The 21,947-nt window shown below is 48.1% G+C and carries 12 protein-coding genes; 4 read left to right on the top strand and 8 right to left on the bottom strand.

Features of this window, described 5'->3' with window-relative positions:
• Nucleotides 1–29: 29 nt before the first annotated feature.
• Nucleotides 30–707, bottom strand: coding sequence for a histidine phosphatase family protein (locus ACJJIP_RS04810; protein ID WP_444946326.1), 678 nt, complete (start codon nt 705–707; stop codon nt 30–32).
• Nucleotides 708–815: 108 nt separating this feature from the next.
• Here ACJJIP_RS04810 and ACJJIP_RS04805 point away from each other — a divergent pair, with 108 nt between their 5' ends.
• Complete coding sequence (locus ACJJIP_RS04805; protein WP_020411374.1) at nt 816–1,709, top strand: LysR family transcriptional regulator; 894 nt, start codon at nt 816–818, stop codon at nt 1,707–1,709.
• A 212-nt stretch (nt 1,710–1,921) separates the two neighbouring features.
• Entirely contained in the window at nt 1,922–3,958 is a 2,037-nt protein-coding gene (locus ACJJIP_RS04800) for an oxidoreductase (protein WP_444946325.1), read from the top strand.
• Between the two features lie 153 nt (nt 3,959–4,111).
• Here ACJJIP_RS04800 and ACJJIP_RS04795 read toward each other — a convergent pair whose 3' ends face one another.
• A complete protein-coding gene (locus tag ACJJIP_RS04795) occupies nt 4,112–5,383 on the bottom strand; it encodes an MDR family MFS transporter (RefSeq protein WP_353376106.1) in 1,272 nt (423 codons plus the stop codon).
• 576 nt (nt 5,384–5,959) lie between these two features.
• Between ACJJIP_RS04795 and ACJJIP_RS04790 the strand changes: the two genes are divergently transcribed.
• Entirely contained in the window at nt 5,960–10,747 is a 4,788-nt protein-coding gene (locus ACJJIP_RS04790) for a CapA family protein (RefSeq protein ID WP_444946324.1), read from the top strand.
• An 8-nt stretch (nt 10,748–10,755) separates the two neighbouring features.
• Here the strand turns inward: ACJJIP_RS04790 and ACJJIP_RS04785 are convergent, their stop codons facing one another.
• The 6 genes from ACJJIP_RS04785 to ACJJIP_RS04760 form a co-directional block, all read right to left on the bottom strand.
• The gene (locus tag ACJJIP_RS04785) at nt 10,756–11,445 is read right to left on the bottom strand and encodes a TIGR02466 family protein (protein ID WP_444946323.1); all 690 of its coding nucleotides are present in this window, start codon (nt 11,443–11,445) and stop codon (nt 10,756–10,758) included.
• Nucleotides 11,446–11,504: 59 nt separating this feature from the next.
• A complete protein-coding gene (locus ACJJIP_RS04780; RefSeq protein ID WP_444946322.1) occupies nt 11,505–12,422 on the bottom strand; it encodes a transglutaminase-like domain-containing protein in 918 nt (305 codons plus the stop codon).
• Nucleotides 12,423–12,433: 11 nt separating this feature from the next.
• Nucleotides 12,434–13,627, bottom strand: coding sequence for a beta-barrel domain-containing protein (locus ACJJIP_RS04775; RefSeq protein ID WP_444946321.1), 1,194 nt, complete (start codon nt 13,625–13,627; stop codon nt 12,434–12,436).
• 79 nt (nt 13,628–13,706) lie between these two features.
• Entirely contained in the window at nt 13,707–15,908 is a 2,202-nt protein-coding gene (locus tag ACJJIP_RS04770; protein ID WP_444946320.1) for a type I secretion system permease/ATPase, read from the bottom strand.
• Nucleotides 15,905–17,332, bottom strand: a complete 1,428-nt coding sequence (locus ACJJIP_RS04765) for a TolC family outer membrane protein (protein ID WP_444946319.1) — start codon at nt 17,330–17,332, stop codon at nt 15,905–15,907. Before ACJJIP_RS04765 ends, ACJJIP_RS04770 begins: the two co-directional genes overlap by 4 nt.
• Nucleotides 17,333–17,484: 152 nt before the next feature.
• The gene (locus ACJJIP_RS04760) at nt 17,485–20,100 is read right to left on the bottom strand and encodes a BapA/Bap/LapF family prefix-like domain-containing protein (RefSeq protein ID WP_444946318.1); all 2,616 of its coding nucleotides are present in this window, start codon (nt 20,098–20,100) and stop codon (nt 17,485–17,487) included.
• Between the two features lie 272 nt (nt 20,101–20,372).
• On the opposite strand from ACJJIP_RS04760, the gene ACJJIP_RS04755 reads away from it, so the two are divergent.
• Nucleotides 20,373–21,944 (top strand): carboxylesterase/lipase family protein, encoded by a 1,572-nt coding sequence (locus ACJJIP_RS04755; RefSeq protein WP_444946317.1) that lies wholly within the window; start codon nt 20,373–20,375, stop codon nt 21,942–21,944.
• The last annotated feature ends 3 nt before the right edge of the window (nt 21,945–21,947 follow it).

Below are 21,947 nucleotides of genomic sequence, written 5' to 3'. Positions count from 1 at the left end.
TCACCTTTAATTGCGTTGTAGGTTTTAATTCAGCTGTAAGTCACGGAAGTGTGGCGCTCCTCTCTCTCCAAATGAGGCACGTGGTTAAAACTGTTCAAGCTAAGGCCCTGCCCTGCGCTAGAGAAAAAACGGGTAGTGCCGGTATTCTGTATCTGCATGTTGAGTTTGATCACCGTCTCGGGAGGACCTCCCAATACCTGCCGCACCATCATGGCAATAGCCCCACCGGAACTGACTACCAGGGTTTTACTGCCTTTGGGGGTATCGCTGATGAAATTCAAAACTTCACGAATGCGATTTTCGAATGCCTGCCAACTCTCTGCAGGAGTAATTTCCCCTGCGGACCAGGCGAGCATGCCCTGCATCAAAAAACGGTAAAAATCGGCACGGGGTGCGTTGGGGCCGGGGGTAGCTGAGGAATTTTTTTCACTGTAAAGACGCGCCACCTCATGGAAATTAAATTCATCCAACTGGGAAACTACCGTCAAGTGGCTGTCTAAATCGATGCCAAGACCTTCGCAAATGCCCACGGTGGTCTGCCGGTGGCGGCGCAGGCTGCCACATAAAATCCGGTCAAATTTCTGGCCAGTCTTCCGCCAGTATTCTCCCAGCCAGCGGGATTGCTGCCAGCCAACATCGGAGAGATTGTCGTAATCATCGGCGCCGAAGGACGCCTGTCCATGGCGCACCACAATTGATTCGGCCACAGCGAGTTCCTCTTTTTATGGAGCTCCAACCCTAGCCCTCTCGTTTGAATCATCAAAGTTTATTATGCGAATATGTGATCATTCACAATGGTTATGAATGGGGCACTTATGCAGCTGCAAAAAATGGATATGAACCTGTTCCTGGTTCTGGAGGCCATTTATAGCGCGGGCAACCTCACCCGTGCGGCTGAACAGTTGCATATCACCCAACCTGCGGTGAGTAATGCTTTGGCACGACTGCGCCGTACCCTGGACGACCCACTATTTATTCGCGGCCCATCCGGCATGACTCCCACCCCCCTTACGGAATCCATTATGCCCAGGGTGCAGCAGGCCCTTTCCCTGCTTGGTACCAGCCTGAATGAACACCGCCAGTTCAACCCCGCCCTGGCACGCAAAACATTGCGACTGTCTATGAACGATATGGCAGAAACCCTGTTGCTACCGCCCCTCTTGGAACGCCTGGAAAAAGAGGCGCCGGGTGTAACAGTAGAGTCATTCCACGTGCCCAGGGATCAGCTGGCAAAAGAACTGGCCGCCAATACGTTGGATTTCGCCCTGGATATTCCTCTGGCAACAGCACCCCAGCTGCAGCAACAGCGCCTGCACCAAGACCGCTATCTCTGTATGTTGCGCAATGGGCACCCCTTGGCCGGGGAGTCAAGCCTGACACTGGATCAATATCTACAGCTGGAACATATCCATGTCTCCAGTAGGCGCACGGGTCCTGGGTTGGCAGATATAGCTCTGAACAAACTGGGGCGGCGACGCAATATCAAACTTCGAGTACAGCACTACCGAGTGGCGCCTTTGGTAGTGTTACGTACCGACTTGGCTCTAACAGTACCGGCGAGTCTGGCCAGTCAATATTCTGCCCGTCTATTCGAGCTGCCATTCCAAATACCCCTGATGGACTGGCACCTGTTGTGGCACAAAAATCTACACGAAGATCCCGCCAATCGCTGGCTGCGAGAGCAGCTTCTCGCGGTTTTGGCTGTGTAAATAAACAGATGAAAATCCCTTTAAAAACAGACATCTCCGCCAAATGAGAATGGGACGCAAATAGTTTAATAAAACGTCAGGAATTGATCACTGAATTCGACCGGAAAGGTCACTGTTTCACGTCAAAGGCTCTTGTTATCCTGCTGGGCAACGATATGCACTTTTTTGCATATATACATGAACCCCAAAGGTTACAAGAAGAGAATTTTGCCATGTCCCAAGCCTACCCTAATATGCTTGCCCCCCTGGACCTGGGCTTCACCACCCTAAAAAACCGGGTGCTGATGGGCTCCATGCACACCAACCTGGAAGAACACCCCGGTGGCTTTACCCGTTTGGCGGCATTCTACGCTGAGCGCGCCCGCGGTGGCGTTGGCCTGATTGTAACGGGGGGTATCGCGCCCAACGAAGAGAGTGGCGTATTTAAGGGTGCCTCTAAAATGAACACCCCGGAAGAGGCGCAACAGCACCGGGAAGTGACCGAGGCCGTTCACGCCGAAGGCGGCAAAATCTGTATGCAGATCCTGCATACAGGCCGCTACGCTTACAACGAAAACCTGATTGCTCCCTCCCCCATCCAGGCTCCGATCAACCCTTTCACTCCGCGCGAGCTGACCAGTGAGGAAATTGAAGGCCAGATCGACGATTACGTACGCTGCGCCACCCTGGCCCGCGAAGCCGGCTACGACGGCGTGGAGATCATGGGCTCCGAGGGTTACTTCATTAACCAGTTCATCGTAAAGCGCACCAACAAGCGTACCGATGAGTGGGGCGGCAGCTTCGAGAACCGTATCCGCCTGCCGATCGAAGTGGTTCGCCGTGTGCGCGAGGCTGTTGGCGAAGACTTTATTATTATCTACCGCCTGTCCATGCTGGACCTGGTGGAAGACGGCAGTGACTTCGACGAAGTAGTGGCCCTGGGCCAGGCTATCGAAAAAGCCGGCGCCACGATTATCAATACCGGTATCGGCTGGCACGAAGCGCGTGTTCCCACTATCGCCACCAATGTACCCCGCGCCGCATTTACCGATATTACTGCCAAGGTGAAACAGCACCTATCTATCCCGGTAGTTGCCAGTAACCGTATCAATGTACCGGAAGTGGCCGAAGAAGTTCTGGCCTCCGGACAGGCCGATATGATCTCCATGGCGCGCCCATTCCTCGCAGATTCCGATTTCGTCAACAAGGCCGCAGAGGGCCGCGCCGATGAAATCAACACCTGCATTGGCTGTAACCAGGCCTGCCTGGATCACACCTTCCAGCTGAAGCTCACCTCCTGCCTGGTCAACCCACGCGCTTGTCATGAGACTGAGCTGAACTACCTGCCTGCCGAAAACGTGAAAAAAGTTGCTGTTATCGGTGCCGGCCCCGCCGGTTTGGCTGCCTCCACTGTTGCCGCCGAGCGCGGACACCAGGTAACCCTGTTTGAAGGCAGCGACAAAGTCGGTGGCCAGTTTAATATCGCCAAGCAGATTCCCGGCAAGGCAGAATTCCAGGAGACCCTGCGCTACTTCAAACGCCGCTTGGAAGTGACTGGCGTTGAGGTCAAGCTCAACACTATCGCTACCGAAGAAGACCTGCAGTCTTTTGATGAAGTGATTATCGCCACCGGCATCGAACCACGCACTCCACCGATCTCAGGTATTGAGAGCGACAAGGTGCTGGGATATTTGGATGTACTGAAGCACAAAAAACCAGTCGGCGAAAAAGTGGCCATTATTGGCGCGGGTGGTATCGGTTTCGACGTGGCGGAATACCTGACTCACGACGGGCCCCACTCCACTGAAGAGGAAGTAGTTGCCAGCGATAAAGAAGAGTTCTTTAGTGAATGGGGTGTGGATATTGAGCTGGAACAGCGCTCTGGCCTGAAACCCCGCGAAGCAGTAAGCACCCCTCGCCAGGTCTACCTGCTCCAGCGCAAAACTACCAAAGTAGGTGCAGGTCTAGGTAAAACCACTGGCTGGATTCACCGTGGAAGCCTGCAACACCGCAAGGTAGAGATGATTGCCGGTGCTCTTTACGACAAAATTGACGATAAAGGACTGCATGTTCGCATAGGTGAAGAAGAGCGACTGCTGGAAGTGGATAACATTATTATCTGCGCCGGCCAGGAACCCGCTCGCAAACTCTATGAAGCGTTACAGGAGCGCGGTGTGAAGACCTACCTGATCGGTGGGGCCGACGAAGCCGCAGAACTCGATGCCAAACGCGCTATTGACCAGGGCTCACGCCTCGCAGCAGAGATCTAAAAAATTCCCCGGCAATATTCTTGTCGGGGAATTTCTCTATCAAATCAGAACGGGAAACTCCATCTGCTTATTATTGGATTTCCCGTTTTTTATGCCTCACAGATACCTTTCTATTTATATATCCGAAAAACGTTTTATTTAGGGTGCCTTTTACTATCCAGTGGCTTTGGCACTTTCACCTGAAGAGATTGTCGGCTCTTCCCGTTCCGGCCAGTGTGGGCGGGAGAGGTAGGCTGTTGTGCGATAAAGCACGAATACTACACCGCAAAGCGCGAGCAACATCCAATAAAGCGTCGGTCCACCCCACCACTCTAAAACCACCCCTCCAGCCAGTGGGGCCAAGGCCCAACCGAGAGCGTAAAAGGAAGAGGCCCCAAAATAGGTACCGCGTAAATGCTCAGGCGCCAACCGGTCTATCTGTACACTCATGGTTGGAAAGAGAATCGCTTCAGCCAAACTGAGGACAAAGGTCGCCCCCATCCAGCCCCAAAACCAGTGCACCGGATTGAGGGCAAACCATATTTGTGCCGCGGCTAATATCACCAGCCCGATCATAATTCGCCCATTAATATCCAGCTTGCGCATCAACTGCATAAGTGGAAACTGCAATAATACGATGGTCATTGCGTTCACAAAAATCATGCTGGATATCAGCTCAACCAATCGCGGAGCCTCTGCCCGTGTCAGATATTGCACCAGACTGGAATCCATATGGGCATAGATAAACATCGTGAGGATATTGGCAACAATCACAACCATAAACACCTGATCCCTGCGCAATATCGACAGGGTACTGCCTAAATCGACAGAGCCATCACCATTGCTCTTTGCGAGCTGTCCCGTCTCTGTTTTTGCAAATCCCCAAATAAACGCCAGTGCCAGGAGCAAATAACTGAGAGAAGTTAAGCCAAAGGTGGACTGCTGCGCACTGAGCCCCGCCCATACACCAACAATAGGCCCTAATGCGGCTCCCGCATTAATAAGGAAATAACGCAGCTGCAGGGCCAGCTCACGACTTGCCTGGTTATCCATTAAGTCACCAATCAAGGCGCTTGCTGGCGGCTCCCAAACAGCACGGCCGATTGAACAAAGGGTCATTGCCAGAATAAATCCCGGTAATGTCTGGGTTACTGCCAACAGGGCAAAAGAACATAAGTTAATTGCAGAACCCAATAACAGAATATTTCTACGCCCATAACGGTCAGATAGTGCACCCACATAAAAGCCCAGTAAAGCCGCACCAACTGCTGAAGCACTGAGAATTAAACCAATTTCCGCTGCCCCCAACTCAAACTTATTAAAGAGAAGAATGGCCAGAAAAGGCCAAACCATAAAGTAAGTGCCACGGCTAAAAAAACTGCCTATTAATATTATCCAGACCAGAGGAGGAAAACTCCTGAGGTTCTGCCACCAATTCCAACGCATTACCTAATACTCCACATCAATTTCTTCCTTGTTCTCAAATAGCCCTTTCAGGCTCTTTGAACTCCGCGCCAAACAGCAAGACCTAAGCAAAAACCAGGGAAAACAGCCTTTCTCACAGGCCTAATGCCCATGTATCGCCTTTAAAGTCGACAGGGTAATCAACCGCGAGGGCCAATATCTTATTGGTCGGTTAATAATTTTCTGACAAAAAACCCGAAAGGATCGCCTTTCGGGTTTTAGGGATTGGCAAGCGTATAACCTGCAAAATCATTCAACCTGGATATTAACCCTCCTAAATAGCCTGAGGGTTAATTATGAGAACCTTCGGCACTTTGCGTGCCTTCCATTCATCAGCGCGGTATCCCCAATACTATCCAAGTTAATTAGTTTTGAAAACCCAATTTTCTTTGTTCATAAAAAATTTATCTGGGAACAACTTATCATTCGATATTTCTCCCATTACCGGCAGGATCTGTACGTAAGTCTATACTCCAGCAGGAAAGTCCTCCCGTAGTTATCACAGAAATAAAAACTGTAATTTCTGCCAACTCGGAATCCAGAGAGAACAATAGCGACATGTCCCTATCCAGCATGCTGATGCAGGCGCGCCCCTTGGTAGAGCGGGCACTGCGTGAGGTCAGTCCACCCTATACGCTTTTTTTTTCAATTAGTGATGCCAAGCATCGTGCTGAAGTACGACATTCTCATGCAAAAGATTTTCCAAGTGCTTGGCAGGAGCTCGCTCAAAATACCCGTAGGGCTGCACAACAGTCAAAAATGGAGCCCTGCTGGCTGCGAATAGATTGGGTGACCCGCAGGAGTACGATGACTCTGGCCGGTTTGCATGAACTTCTACAGGACACCAAGCGCTCCTACTTCCGCTACGGTCTCGCACTGGATGTCAATTGCAAAATTGCTTTCCTCGAACAGGAACTCAATGGAAACGCCATGCTCTATGGCGGCAACAAAATCGACCACGCATTCCTCAACGAAAAGAATTTCCTCTCCTACTATAAAAAACGTTTTCCTCAGCAGGGCGACCTGAATCTATCTGAAGAGCGCAGCGTCGTGCTTCTCTCTACTGAAGGGCTGTTCTGCGAAAAAGATCAGGAACCTGTGTACTTATACGAAGCGGGATTAAATGCCGGGCGACGGATTATCGACAAACTGGGCGACGAGCAGGTAACAAAGCTTATTAGAAGCGGCAGTCATTACCTGGCCAACCAGGTAAAACCCAATGGGCTTTTCCATTATGGATGGCATGCCTGCTTCGACAGGGAGATCAACACCTACAATAACCTGCGCCACGCGAGCAGTACTTATGCAATGATCGAGGCTTGGGAGGTCACCAAAGAGCCATCCCTGATAGCAGCCATTCAACGTTCACTCAAATTACTCACCGATAAATTAATTAAACCAATAGCGCTCAGTGACGGGCAGGTGGGTGCATTCCTGGTTGAGCCGAATAACGAAATCAAGCTTGGTGGCAATGCAGTAAGCCTACTGTCCCTCGTAAAATACTCAGAGGTGGTACAAACCCAAGAATATGCTGAGCTCATGGAACAACTCGCGGTGGGTATTGCATTTATGCAAAACCCCGAAAATGGCCAATTTTGTCATGTTCTTGAATATCCCAGTCTCAAAATAAAGGACCAGCATCGGGTTATCTACTACGACGGGGAAGCCGCGTTTGGTTTAATGCGCCTATATGACTGGAGCAAGGACGAGCGCTGGCTGGCTGTAGTGGAAAAAGCATTTGACTACTTTATCGTATCCGGCCACTGGAGAGCCCATGATCACTGGCTGAGCTACTGTGTCAATGAACTTACCATTTATAGGCCAAAAGAGAAGTACTACCAGTTTGGCATCCGTAACTTTACCAACTACCTGGATTTTGTCGAAAACCGGATTACGACCTTTCCAACCCTTCTTGAGTTAATGATGGCCGCCGAAAAAATGATTGTGCGGCTGGGGCAACAGAGTGAATTCCAGTACTTACTGGACCAGGTTGACCTGGAGCACTTTTACCGAGCGTTACATAAACGAGCGGCTTACTTACTCAACGGTCATTTCTGGCCTGAATTTGCCATGTTCTTCAAGAACCCAGAAAAAATCCTGGGTAGCTTCTTCATCCGACATCACGCTTTCAGGATAAGAATTGATGATGTTGAACACTATTTATCTGGATTCGTTGCATACCGCAAATTCCTTATCGCCCAAAATGCTTCTGAGCAGCCTATCAATCAACCGGCTGAAACAGTAGACAATGTCAATGAAGAAAAAACAGCACAATTAGAAATAGAGAACCTACCAGTACTTGCCTGGGGCGGAGATGTAAATCTAGGCCGACGCCAACACTATCGCACTGCACAATTGGGAGTCGATGAGGTTCTCGGGAAAATTCCCGCACTTAAGAACGCTGATATCAGTGCAGTAAATCTGGAGTGCGTTGTCTCCACCCAAGGAGAACAGGGAATCTACAAGGGCGAGAGTTCTTCCTACTACTATCGCGCAAGGCCGGAAATGTTGTCAGTGCTTATTGCTGCTGGAGTTGATATCGTAACCACTGCTAATAATCACAGTGGAGATTATGGTCCCGAGGCTCTTTTGGAACAGGAACACTGGCTGGACATCACCGGCATAGGCCATACAGGTTCCGGCGAAAACCTGGATGAAGCTCTACAGCCGGTATTTAGGCCTGCCGGCCCCCTTAATGTGGCCCTATTTTCGATAGATGCGACTCAGCCCCGTTTTGCCGCTGGGCCAACCTCTGCCGGTTGCGCATACTTGCCATTATCCTTGCCCGAGCTCTGGAGAGAGACTTTAGGCCCCCGGATTTCAGCCGCTCGCACACAAGCCCAAGTAGTAATTGTGGCTGTACACTGGGGAGCAAATCGCGAAACCTATCCCAGTAAAGAACAAATTGATGTGGGCCATGCCATTATTGATGCCGGGGCAGACGCCATACTCGGAACCAGTGCTCATAATTTGCAGGGTATCGAGGTTTATCGCAACCGCCCTATTATCCACGACGCGGGAGACTTACTATTTGATGCCGTTCGTAACAGCCTCGCGGATAGCGGCATCTTTCGTCTGCAACTCAGTACACATGGAGTCGAGCAGATTACCTTTGTCCCGGTAGGAGTTGGCTTTGGTTTTAGTACGCAATTGTCGAGGGAAGAAGCGGTGAATCTTAGCCGACAGTTTTCCAACCAGTGCTTACCGCTTGGTACCAAACTGAGCTTATGCGAGGAAGGCACCGCAATCCTAAGACTCACGCCCCCCAGGCGCGATCATGTTAATCTTCCGAGCTTCCCAAAGACTCTCTACCAAATCACTGCGCTCCAGCAGCAACCATCTCTCAATCCGCGCTGGCAGGTAAAAGCTGTTCCCGTGGATGCACAAACCACTTCAATTAAAATAGGCCCGTTGGAATTGTTAGGAGTGCGTTTCTACCCAAGAGAGGTCAAATCCCGGCAGATACTGTGGGTGGAATCCTTCTGGAGAACAGACAATGAAATCCAGGAGGACTTTCGCCTGGATTGTCGTGCAGTTCCAGTGGTGAAAACCACAATGCCCTACTGGGGCAAATCCATGGACCATGATCCATGTGACTGGCAACTGCCTACAAGTCGCTGGAAGCCCGGTACTATCTACCGTGATCTATACGGCTTAAGGCCACCAGCCAGTAGAGACATCACTGATGTGGATCTTCAACTTCATATCGGTCTTGTTTCCAATAGCACTAAGATCAAACCAGTACCTATTGCTGGTATGATCACAAAAATAAATTTTTCCAGGAGCGGGGAAAACCGCAAACGGAAAATCCCACAGTATCGATCAGAATTCCCATCCATAATCTACGATCACCCACCAGGACAGACTTGGAATGCGAAGCAAATTACTGCAATTGCCGGTGGTACATGGCTAGTGCCCCCACCCGAGGGATGGTTTGTACGTAGTGTTATTTCCGGTAGTGCGTTTATCGAAGATTCCCTGGATCCAATCTTATTTGTTGCCCATACCAATCTCGACCGTATGTATCACGAGCAAAGCTCAAAAACGTCCGCAAAATTTTGGGATTTCCATCAAAAGTTACCTAGTTTTGCTCACCGTATTGCAGGAGCCATAGTCGCACGACCAGTCGAAGGATTACCAAAGGAGCTCCCGATTCTGAAAGTGGATGACCCGATCAAAGCTATTATTGAGCTGGGTCTCGCAGCAAGAGATCGATTTGACGGAGAGGTAATTGCACTTACAGGCACAGCCGGAAAATCCACCACGTTAAAAATGATCGGGCAAATGCTGGGACCAAGGGACCAAGTATTGACCAGTCTGGGAAACTATAATTCCCGTGTAGGGGCACCTTCTATGCTGGCTAGCCTGAGTAAGGATCACGAGGCAGCGGTTATAGAAGTTGCACAAAGTGCACTGTGGATGAAACGGGGCCCTATCACTCATCGTATTAAACCCACCATATCACTGATCACTGAAATCGGTATTTCCCAAACGGATCGGAAAGTAAAAAATGTGGAGGACACTGCTAGGTGGAAGTCAAGGATATATGATGGTTTGGTGGGATCCGCAATCGCCATCGTCGGTGAACACCTTCAGTGTTTTGACTATGTACTAAACAAAGCCAAGAAACATGCACGAAGAGTAATTATTTTCGGCGAAAGCGCTAATGCCGAAATCCGGATAATAAATACTCGAGCGGACGAATTAGGTAGTTGGGTAAGATTACAATTACCAAGCAGGGAACTTGAATTGCGAGTGCCCATACCCAGCATTGGAATGTTACATAATGCCTTAGCCGCAATCAGTGTCGCTTATGCCCTTGGCAGAGATCTCGATGAAGCCGCTATGCGATTACAAGAACTTCACCTTGATGAAAGTCATTTACAGCGATTAAGCTTGAATATACGGGGCCAGTCTATCACGTTAATTGATGACAGCTGGAACGCCACTGTAAGCTCTATGTTAAATGCCTTCTCTGTATTTTCGCAAAGTATGGTAAAACAAGGGGGTAGAAAGGTTGCCGTTCTGGGAAGAATCGTACACCTCGGTGAAAAATCCAAGGAAATACATGCCAGCCTGGCTAAGCCATTACTACAAAGTAAAGTAGATTGGGTTATTACCCACGGGGAAGACATGCTATATCTACGAGAATGTCTACCACCAGATATTTTGGGCCCTCACTTTTCCGACGCTCCTGCATTAGTGGATCATATTACAGGATTCTGTCAAAACTTTGACCTTATCCTGGTTAAGGGCTCAAGAAGAGACTCGGACTTCGGTAAAATTCCTGCCCTCTTACAAAAAACATCATTAAAAATATCAGATGAAGCCTCTATGGCGAAATAGGCACGAATTTATCCCTGATCCATCACCTGATCTTCAGAGAACATTACATCTCCTAGGGAAAGCATACTTGCACTACGCCGCTTTAATGTACTGGTTTCCAATTTTACATTAAAGGCAATGCAAATTCTTAGTGAGTTATCTTCTACAGGGTTTACATAATGTAATAACCAATTAGGGAACAATACCATTCTCCCAGCTCTCGGCATTACCCTGACTCTACCGCCAAAATTGCTATTAGGTAACTCAGTAGTTATACATAGCATTCTCGGATCAAGAAATTCTATAATGCCGCTACTTTTACTTTTCTTCTGAGATAACACAGAGCGCACATAATAAACACCCGACCATGTGCAAGATTCATGATTATGTATTTTTCGATAGCTATCTGCACGTGAAACATTTGCCCAGGCATGGGCGTACATATCCTGGGCAGCAGGGCTGTATTTCCCCCGAGTGACCTTCATTGTCATCTCCCGGGTAACTGAAACTATACGCTGCTTTACAATAGTTACTTCTTTGTATGGCCATTCGAGTAAGTCTTTTTTAGAGTCCCAACTTCCAATATTAGAACGTTTGGCAGCAGGAATAGATGATTCCTTACCGAGGATAATATCCGTTAACTGCTCATTAACCCTCTCCGAGTCAGGCCAATCTTTGACCAAAATTGGAGTTCCGAAAGCCGACTTGATCTTATACATGGCACTGCACCTCCAGTTTGTCTATGCCTGATAGTAATCTTTTCTCCCCCATTCAATTCTCAAGACCCTCGAATGATTTCAACTTTCCAATTGATTGTTACTTTCGGTCTCTCCTCATGTGGCTGAAACCTTTCAGGCCATACATTAGACCAGACCCAAGTAAAGTCCCTGGTTAAAGTAATCTTACTAACTCTTCCACTTCCAAATCCATATCCAAATTTGCTATCTATTGCTAAATTTGGATCTACCGGTAACCACCTACCATTGAAATAGACCTCTGCAGCATGGTGATTAGGTTGAGAAAACTCATTTCTACTGGCAAATAGAAATTCAGAGGTAACTCTAGCCGGATAACCCATTGACCTCGCCAAAGCCGTAAAAAGAGCAGCGTATTCTGTACAATCACCGGTCTTGTGAATAACTGCATAGTATGCACCTTTGGTTGACTGTACCCGATATTCAATTATATCTTGGGGCGCTTGAAATGCAGCCAATAAGCGTTCTTCATCACTTTTCGAACTGGACTGGATTTTCTGGGAAAGTAACTTAACTGGTGGGGACTCTGACTCTATATATTTCTGCGGCCTGATATAGCGTCCTTTCGGGTAGGGGACTGTACCTTTTGGCAAATTTTTATAATTGTACTCTTTTAGCTCCATTTCAAAAATAACTGATCTCGTTACTGATGATTGCGCAGGCACATCAAATTTAAATTCAACATATCTTGTATCGCCCCTTTTATGCCTTTTATATTTCAGCACTTCTGGGTGCTTGTAGCGAACAGAGAGCAGCCTCTGCTGAACACCATCCTCCACCGGAACAGAAATACGATGAATATATCCCGAAATATCGCGATCCAATTTATTATTTACAGTTACAGATGCTGTAAGCGCTACAACCTTGGATTCATCGGCATAAGCACAAAGTGTGTACTGTATACAGAAAACAAAAATAAACTGTATTGTTAATTTCTTCATCAACATACCTGCTACCGCTCTCGCATTGCCTCCTTGGCACGACTTATTGGTTTCATCAGATAATCAAAAATCGTTTTTGACCCAGTCTTAATATCTACAGAAGCGATCATTCCTGGCACTATTGAGAACTTCTTACCCACAGCATTCTCCAGCGAATCAGAAGTTGTTAAAATAAAAACCTTATAATAAAACTCATTTGGTGCCACCTCATCCTGTATAGTATCGGGTGATATCATCGTAACCTCGCCAGACAAGCCACCATAAATCGCATAGTCATAAGCGGTAATTTTTACTTTGGCAAGCTGTCCAGGATGAATAAATGCTATATCCCTTGGAGATATTTTTGCTTCAATAAGTAACTGGTCATCCAGAGGTACTATTTCCATCAGTTTTCCATTAGGTGGAATAACTCCTCCAATGGTTGTAATTTCAATAGCTTTTACGATACCTCGAACTGGAGATCGATGAGTAAGCCTGACTAACGTATCTGAGCGCCCCTCCAGTACAGAAGCCAAAACTTCCACTTCAGCACTTACTTTCGCAAGTTCCTCCCGAGCTCTCACCATATATTGGGAGTTAAGCTCACGAATTTTCGTTTCCAACTCCGCTTTTTGCCTTCGCAATTTAAGAACATCGACACTACTAGCAGCACCTGAATCTACTAGGCTGCTGGTCATGGCCAGTTCCCTCCTAACCAGATCCAAAGACTCTTTTGATCCTCGCACTGACTCCAGCAATCCCTGCTTGCGAATATCAAATAATTTTCTTTCCTTAGCTTGCAGTTCTTCATGCCCCACCAACTCCTCAGGAAAGCGTAGAGGCGTCTGGTTCACTTCAGCACTTAATCGAGCCACCTTCGCCAAGGCAGCTCGATACCTTGCTGAACTTTCATCCATATTAGAGCGGACTTTTGTCGGGTCTAGCTGGGCCAGAACTTGCCCTTTCTCTACAATATCCCCTTCAGAAACTTTTAGCTGTGCCAGTATGCCACCATCTAGGGATTGAATAATTTGTGCTCGTGAAGTCGGCACAACCTTCCCGCTGCCAGAAGATACCTCATCTACACGCGCCAAGTATGACCATATAAATAAGGCAATGATCAACAAAAAGAACACCCAAACCACGGTCCCCGATCGAATCAAGGAGGATTCATCTACATCATCACCGTACTGTTGCTCATGAATCTGATGATCAATATCCAGCAACGCAACTCGCCGCTTATCAATAGCCAAAATTATTCCTACTGCAGTTAACTATTACCTATATCATTCATTTCTTACATAGTTAGGAGATTTTCTCTCCTTCAGTTGATGTCTTTCTTTGCGACCGGGTTAATACTTCCAATGCCTTCTCTTTTGGCTCGTCAAGGACAACATAACCATTATTAAGAACAATAATTCGCTGAGCAAAGGTCAGGATATTGGTTCTATGTGTCGCGACAACAACAGTCCTTTCAGCGGCCCAGTCTTGTAAATTCCGAATGAATTTTCTCTCTGTTGACTCATCAAGTGCAGCTGTAGGCTCATCTAGCAAGAGAACATTGGGATGTCGCAACAGCATCCTTGATAAAAGTAGTGATTGCTTCTGCCCCCCGGATAAACCAAAACCACCTTCTTGTATTAAATAACCTATACCTTTGGGAAGTTTATTAACAAAGTTGCTCGCGCCGCTCATATTAAGCGCCCAGAGAATTTCCTCATCATTTGCATTGGGAGCTCCCAACGTAAGGTTCTCATGGATGGTCCCATGAAATAAAGTGGCTTCCTGCCTAAGAAGACCAATATCCCTACGGACATCCGCAGGATCAATATGCTTAATACTGACATTATCCAGTTGCAACTGTCCTCGTTGAGTTACAATTGCACCCGCCATTGCATGGAGAAATGTAGATTTCCCTGAACCATTTTTCCCAAGAATTGCAACTCGTTCTCCTGCATATATTTTTAACTCGGGTATGATAAGAGCAGGGTCCTGCCCCTCCTCGCCATATTGAAAAACTGCATTTTTGAAGTGAAAATTCCCAGTTATCGATGTTTTCTTCACTCTTTTTTCTAATTGAGGATTATCCACCGGCAATTGCATTAGATTGTCAATGCCTTGCATTGCAAATTTTGCCTGCTGCCAACGGCTCAAAACTTTTGTGATATTTGCCATGGGAGCCATCATTCTTGAACCCAGGATTGATGCTGCAACCAATGCTCCTGTAGTCATAGTACCGCTCATAACCATCGGTGCACCAAACAGTACAATGACCGCAAATACTGATGATTGAACATTATGAGTCCAGGCAAGTAGCATCCCCACAAGAGACCTCAGCTTTAGGCTCGCATCTGCGGTTATCGTGTTAAAGTGGTTCCACTGCCCCTGAAAATACTGCTCCGCCTGTAGTGATTTGATATCCTCTACCCCCTGAATCGTCTCTATCAATATGGCGTTACGTAGTGAGGATTCCTTTATCGACTCCTGTGAAAGCTTGGCTAATTTTGGCTGAAGTAATAGACCCGGAATAAGCAAAAGAAAAACAGCCAGTAGAGGTACCAAAGCTAAGGCCCCTGCAATCCACCACATTACAATTAAAAACAACAGAAAAAATGGTAAGTCAGCAATTGCCAAAATTGTAGTGGATGTGAATATTTCTCTCACTTTTTCTAATTCACGAATTTGTGAAATAAAAGTACCAGTAGATTTTGGACGGGCCTGCGCTTGAATTCTTACGGCATGCCCAAAAACCAAATCAGACATTCGGATGTCCGCACGCTTTCCAAGAAGATCTGTAATCTTCACTCTCATTGAACGCATTACAAAGTCAAATATAATAGCAACCAAAACGCCACTAAATAGAACATAAAGAGTGGGAATAGATTCCGCTGGAATTACTCTGTCGTACACCTGTTTGGAAAAAATAATGCCCGATAAAGCCAGAGTGTTGGCGACCGTGGTAGCCAACATGATATGTCCATAGGGTTTTATATCCCTAAGTATTATTTTACGAAGCCAATGTTGATTATCTGTTTTAATATAATCATCTATCCTGGTATCTCTTGTTGTTTGCCTCGGCCTAAGGATTATCAGACTAACAATATCTTTGCTGATCTTCTCTAGAGGTAAAGTACTTTTAAGCCCCTGGTCACCACACAGCATAAATCCAACGTTCAAGTCACTGGAAATGGTTTCAATTACCGCTATCTGACCACCACGCAATTGAGCTACGAGTGGTAGGCGCCATGGGTTAATATCAGTATCTTTTAGGGTACAAAACTTTATCGTCAAACCAGCTTGACGTGCCACTCTTCTTAGTGTGTGGTCCACTGGAGAGTTCTGATCCCATTGTCCGGAAATTCGGATACTTTCGGGTGAACACTCCACTCGATAGTGGCGAGCCACATAGGTTACTGCTTCACACCATGGCTCAAAATCCATAGTGTCAGTCTTTATTCCTTCACTTTCATCGAGAGATCTTAAAACATTACTACTGTTTTCACTCAAGGAAGGACCTCCACACCCTGTATTTGCCGCCCATCAAGACTGAATGCACTACGTAATCCACCGCGACTATACAGACAATCAATCTTAAGGAGGTGAAGATCAAAAATAGTATTGTTCTTTTCTATACGTGCCAGGTGTAATTCCTGCTCTGCATTGAGCAGGTCAAGTAAAGTACGGGTACCGAGTACTTCATATTGCTGTTTATACAAATCCCGAGTTTCAGCAATCGCACTTTCTCTGGAATTCAAAGCTTTGAGGCTTTGCATCAGCCCGGCAGCCTCTTCCTGGGATTCCTGATACTTTTGTATAGTCAATAACCGTATTGAATCTTTCGCTGCATCTGCCGATAAGAGTGCAAAACCAGCGCCTTCTTTGCCGGCCGAAATTTTACCTCCTTGATAAATCGGCATAGACACATTGAAGAAAACTGCACTTTCATTCGTGTCAAAAGCATTCGCATCAACGTAGTCCTGATCAAGGTACTGGTTAATGTTGGCGTCTAATGAGAAGGTTGGCCATGCATTTGCTTTAGATTCATCCAGGCGCGCCATTGCTTCAGCCCTGTAAGATTCAGCAATAAGCACCTCAGGTACCGCAGATAGGTCAAAAGAATCCAAGTCACAAGCCTGAGTCACATCATCTGGTACTGACATGGAGACACTAAACTTTTCATCTAACCCCGTTAAATTCTGCAGTGTACTTCTCCACCTACGTAAAAGAGCTTGAATTTGTTGCCTGGACGCTTGCGCTGCGTCAATTCGCGACTGGGCCTGGAGAACATCAGATCTGGAGCTAGCACCTTTTTCTTTTCGAATCTTTACAAGATTTGCGATAGCAGACACCCCATCAACCTGCTCATCAGAGCTCTGCAATAGAGCCTGATATCGTTGCACCTCTATAGTTGCTTTAGCAGTTTGTCTAGCTACTTCTTCTATCGATTTTAAAATTTGAGCTTGGGATCGTCGCACGCCCGCTCTAGCCTGTCTTACATTGCTGGAAACTTTCCCAAAGTCAAACAGCATTTGGGTGACGTTTAACTGAATTGCATGTCCGTCACCTTCTCGCTTGTACTCGGTATCTTCACCAGCAACTATCCCAGCACTCAATTGTGGGAAGTAAGCGGATCTCGCTGCTTTAACTCCCTGTCTTTGCTGGTAGAGATAGCCGATCGATTCTGCAATTGATGGATGCCAACCAACCGCTCGGTGAACAGTATCAAATATACTGAGCTCACTTTGTGCTACCTCATCCTTATAAACTCGATAAGTAACATTTTCTGCTCTCTTATCTTGCCCTTCCCCGTGCCCGACAATTGTTTTTTCCGCTGATACAGAGTTGACAAATACTTCCTCTCCGACTACTTCGGATAGAAATAGAGTAGGGATAGAGAGTGCAAAAAATGACAGTTTTTTTAATACATCCATGTTTTCACACTTGTCATTGACAGTTTTGAGATCCCACAACCTGGAATTAAGAAGCCATATAAGCAAGACTTTTCCCAAGCCTCATAAAAGTTTAGCTCAAAAAAAACCGGGCCTTTTAGCCCGGTTTTTTTGCTTAACTTGAACTTCTCACCTCACATATCACTAAATCCATTTTGCTGCCATATATCTCCCATCGGATCTTCAATGACTGCGTAATTTTCAGGACTGGTTAGAGAACCAATATCTGTCACAGTCGTCTGATGCTCTGATTGTCCAGATACATCATAAGAAAGATTGAGCTCTATCAGCTGAATATCCCGATCACCAGAATCTAGTAACTCATCCAGTAAGGACTCTTCTACTGAGTCAAACCGCTGATAGTCATTGGCAAACTCTGCCAACCCGTCTGCAGTCATTACCTGTTGATAGTGGTTATCAACACCACTATCAACAAAGTCCAGCTCAAGCTCAGCCAGTTGCATCATATCCAACCGGGCAGAACCTTCCTGCTCGCTTCCATCACTGACGGACTCCTCAACCTTTGAAGCAGAAGCATATCCAACGGTATCGAGATACTCCTCAAACACACTGGGGATCGCAATAGCTTCCAAGGAAATGATTTCATCAATGTCAAAATCTATTTCCAAATCCGGGAATCCCGGCGGTAGCTCACCACCCTCATAGTCGTAATCGGCATCCGCATCACAATCGGCATCCGCATCCGCATCCGCATCGGCATCCGCATCCGCATCCGCATCGGCATCGGCATCGGCATCGGCATCGGCATCGGCATCGGCATCGGCATCGGCATCGGCATCGGCATCGGCATCGGCATCGGCATCGGCATCGGCATCGGCATCGGCGTCAGCATCACAATCCGCATCGGCGTCGGCATCCGCATCGGCGTCGGCATCCGCATCCGCATCGGCGTCGGCATCCGCATCGGCGTCGGCGTCGGCATCCGCATCGGCGTCGGCATCCGCATCGGCGTCGGCATCCGCATCGGCATCCGCATCGGCATCCGCATCGGCATCCGCATCGGCATCCGCATCGGCATCCGCGTCGGCATCGGCATCGGCATCCGCATCGGCATCCGCATCGGCATCGGCATCCGCATCGGCATCGGCATCGGCATCTGCGTCGGCATCGGCATCGGCATCTGCGTCGGCATCGGCATCGGCATCGGCATCGGCATCGGCATCGGCATCCGCGTCAGCATCGGCATCGGCATCCGCGTCGGCATCCGCATCTGCGTCGGCATCGGCATCGGCATCGGCATCGGCGTCAGCATCCGCATCCGCATCCGCGTCGGCATCAGCATCGGCATCGGCATCGGCATCGGCATCGGCATCGGCATCCGCGTCGGCATCCGCATCCGCGTCGGCATCGGCATCGGCATCGGCATCCGCGTCGGCATCTGCGTCGGCATCCGCGTCGGCATCCGCATCCGCATCTGCATCTGCGTCGGCATCGGCATCCGCATCTGCATCCGCGTCAGCATCCGCGTCGGCATCCGCATCCGCATCCGCGTCGGCATCCGCGTCGGCATCCGCATCCGCATCTGCGTCGGCATCGGCATCGGCATCGGCGTCAGCATCCGCATCCGCATCCGCATCCGCGTCGGCATCCGCATCCGCGTCGGCATCGGCATCGGCATCGGCATCGGCATCGGCATCGGCATCGGCATCGGCATCGGCATCCGCGTCAGCATCCGCATCCGCATCTGCATCGGCGTCGGCGTCGGCGTCGGCGTCGGCATCCGCATCCGCATCCGCATCCGCATCCGCATCCGCATCCGCATCCGCGTCGGCATCCGCATCAGCATCAGCATCAGCATCAGCATCCGCGTCGGCATCCGCATCCGCATCCGCATCCGCATCTGCGTCGGCATCGGCATCGGCATCGGCGTCAGCATCCGCATCCGCATCCGCGTCGGCATCGGCATCGGCATCGGCATCGGCATCGGCGTCAGCATCCGCATCCGCATCCGCATCTGCATCGGCGTCGGCGTCGGCGTCGGCATCCGCATCCGCATCCGCATCCGCATCCGCATCCGCATCCGCATCCGCATCAGCATCAGCATCAGCGTCGGCATCCGCGTCGGCATCCGCATCCGCATCCGCATCCGCATCTGCGTCGGCATCGGCATCGGCATCGGCGTCAGCATCCGCATCCGCGTCGGCATCGGCATCGGCATCGGCATCGGCATCGGCATCGGCATCCGCATCCGCATCGGCGTCGGCATCTGCGTCGGCATCCGCGTCTGCATCTGCATCGGCATCCGCATCGGCGTCGGCGTCGGCATCCGAATCTGCGTCCGCATCTGAATCCGGAGGCACAAAGCCGCCCCCACGGTTACTATCGTCATTTGATGCTACAGCGATGACAACAACACCGAGAGCAATCAAAGCAGGGACAAACCACGGAACGGCAGGCGGAGGAGGGGGAGGAGGCTCACCAGCTGGGCCGCCGGCAACGGTAAAAGCTGGTATCAACCCTCCCGAAGCCGCAAGGAATAAGGGCTCTGAACCCCCAGTTACAGTCAACTCACTATGATCTCCATCACTGTCTTCATGATAGAAACCAAATAAAGTGAAGATTTGACCCGTCTTTAAAACTATTACTAGGTCATTTCCTTCCTGAGATAACGAGGCTATCTCGTCTGGATCTACCGGCAATTCAACCAAGCCTGTCGCGGTTAACTTCAAGCTATCCAGTGGCTTCTCAGCAATCAAGCCCGTAGACTTGTCAAAGATTTTTACGATCATGCTCTCACCAACTTCAAACGGTGCAACTTCCTAAATACACTGTTCATGGCCTGAGCTAAAAGACGGAAAATTCCCCACCTTGAGCCCATCCGTGACTAGATTCGTCAATGCATCTCCTTGCCAGGATCCCTCCGGAAAATAACTGTGCCAAATTTTTTCCACACACTCTTTTTGTATGGACGTAAATTAAAATGATTTCAAGGAAAGTCTGAAGAATAACGCCGACTAAATAAGTGCAACGTTAGAGAGAAATACAGTAGGAAAAACTACTCATGACAACGGACCCAAGTATTAGAAAGCTCACAAATAAGAGGTCAACACCTGTCATTGATACACCTGCTGGACCGATTATTGGCAAAGTAGACGAAGCTACAAGAACCTATAAATTTCTAGGTATACCCTATGCTCGTCCCCCAATTAACGACCTCCGCTGGAAAGCACCCGAACCTATGCCAAATTGGAGTGCGCCATTTGATGCAGCGCAATTTGGAACGCCAGCTGCACAAAATCCCTCAAACCTGATGCAGGTCCGGGGAAAAAATGGAGAGATTCCTGATAGAGAAGAATGTCTTTATCTAAATATTTTCTCGCCACCTATAACCCAAGGAAGAAAGCTACCTGTAATGCTCTGGATACATGGTGGAGCTTTCTATATGGGGTCAAGCTGCCAAGATATATATAATGGGTGCCATCTTGCCTCAAACGGCAGAGCAATAATTGTGACATTCAATTATCGTCTTGGCGCTCTAGGCTTTCTACGTTTAAAAGACATTTCTGACATCCCATCTACAGGCAACGAAGGTCTATTGGATCAAATAGCAGCGCTCAAATGGGTGAGAGATAACATTGAAGCCTTTGGCGGAGATCCGAACAATATCACTCTTTTTGGTGAATCTGCCGGCGCAATGAGCATCACCTCTCTATTAGAGGTAACTGAATATCATAATTTATACTCTCGAGCGATTGTACAAAGTGGCCACCCAAGGGCTACTCATTCGATTTCCAGAGCCAATAACATGGCAGCTGCATTCATCGAGCATCTTAATAACATAAGCGGTGGAATACCAATACACAAATGCTCTACAAAGTTACTTCTTCAGGCACAAAGCGAAATTCTTAAAGATCCACGCATGACACAAAACTGGGGGCAACTTCCATTTAAGCCAGTGCTAGACGAAAGCTTATTAAGAAAAAGACGGCCGTCTTTAGTAAATATTAAAACTAATACAGCCCATCCAATTCTTCTTGGCAGTAATTTAGAAGAGTGGAATCTATTTAGTGTTACAAATCCTGAAACTTTCACACTGAATTATCACTCAATCTGCAAAAAGTTGGAATGGCTGCTACCTGAGAGCACACTAAAACCTATTATTGATTACTATTACCAGCAGGCTTTATCTATTAAAAATAATCCCTGGCCAGAATGGAGTAAAACCTGGAATTTGATGTTGACTGATATGGTTTTTACCCTACCAGGGCTTAGGTATCTAACTCAACATAAAGGACAAAGTTTCCATTATCATTTCGCCCAACCATTAGCGGCACAGCCCTTTTTAGGTGCGTGTCATGCTGCAGAACTAGCCTATCTATTTGGTACTCATGGTGAAGCGTCTTTACAGGAATTATATCGCGATGAGCCAGCCCCGCACACCTTAAGTAAAAGTATGCAAGAAGCCTGGCTGAACTTCGCTGAATGTGGCAACCCGGGAAACAACTGGCCAATATTTACAGGAAAGCAAAGCCAGCGCATCGGTAACCATCCACATTTCACGAATTTCAATACAGCAGAACTGCTATCATTATGGCAAAATATACCAGATGAAGTATTAAACCAGTATCTATAATCC

Source organism: Microbulbifer variabilis (genome assembly GCF_052467165.1).
This window is presented reverse-complemented; position numbering and strand designations above follow the sequence as displayed.

Bases quoted from the DNA above. Each gene is read 5' to 3' on its own strand.
- ACJJIP_RS04785 (WP_444946323.1), bottom strand. From the start codon at position 11,445: ATGTATAAGATCAAGTCGGCTTTCGGAACTCCAATTTTGGTCAAAGAT.
- ACJJIP_RS04790 (WP_444946324.1), top strand. From the start codon at position 5,960: ATGTCCCTATCCAGCATGCTGATGCAGGCGCGCCCCTTGGTAGAGCGG.
- ACJJIP_RS04765 (WP_444946319.1), bottom strand. From the start codon at position 17,332: ATGGATGTATTAAAAAAACTGTCATTTTTTGCACTCTCTATCCCTACT.
- ACJJIP_RS04755 (WP_444946317.1), top strand. From the start codon at position 20,373: ATGACAACGGACCCAAGTATTAGAAAGCTCACAAATAAGAGGTCAACA.
- ACJJIP_RS04800 (WP_444946325.1), top strand. From the start codon at position 1,922: ATGTCCCAAGCCTACCCTAATATGCTTGCCCCCCTGGACCTGGGCTTC.
- ACJJIP_RS04795 (WP_353376106.1), bottom strand. From the start codon at position 5,383: ATGCGTTGGAATTGGTGGCAGAACCTCAGGAGTTTTCCTCCTCTGGTC.
- ACJJIP_RS04780 (WP_444946322.1), bottom strand. From the start codon at position 12,422: ATGAAGAAATTAACAATACAGTTTATTTTTGTTTTCTGTATACAGTAC.
- ACJJIP_RS04805 (WP_020411374.1), top strand. From the start codon at position 816: ATGCAGCTGCAAAAAATGGATATGAACCTGTTCCTGGTTCTGGAGGCC.
- ACJJIP_RS04760 (WP_444946318.1), bottom strand. From the start codon at position 20,100: ATGATCGTAAAAATCTTTGACAAGTCTACGGGCTTGATTGCTGAGAAG.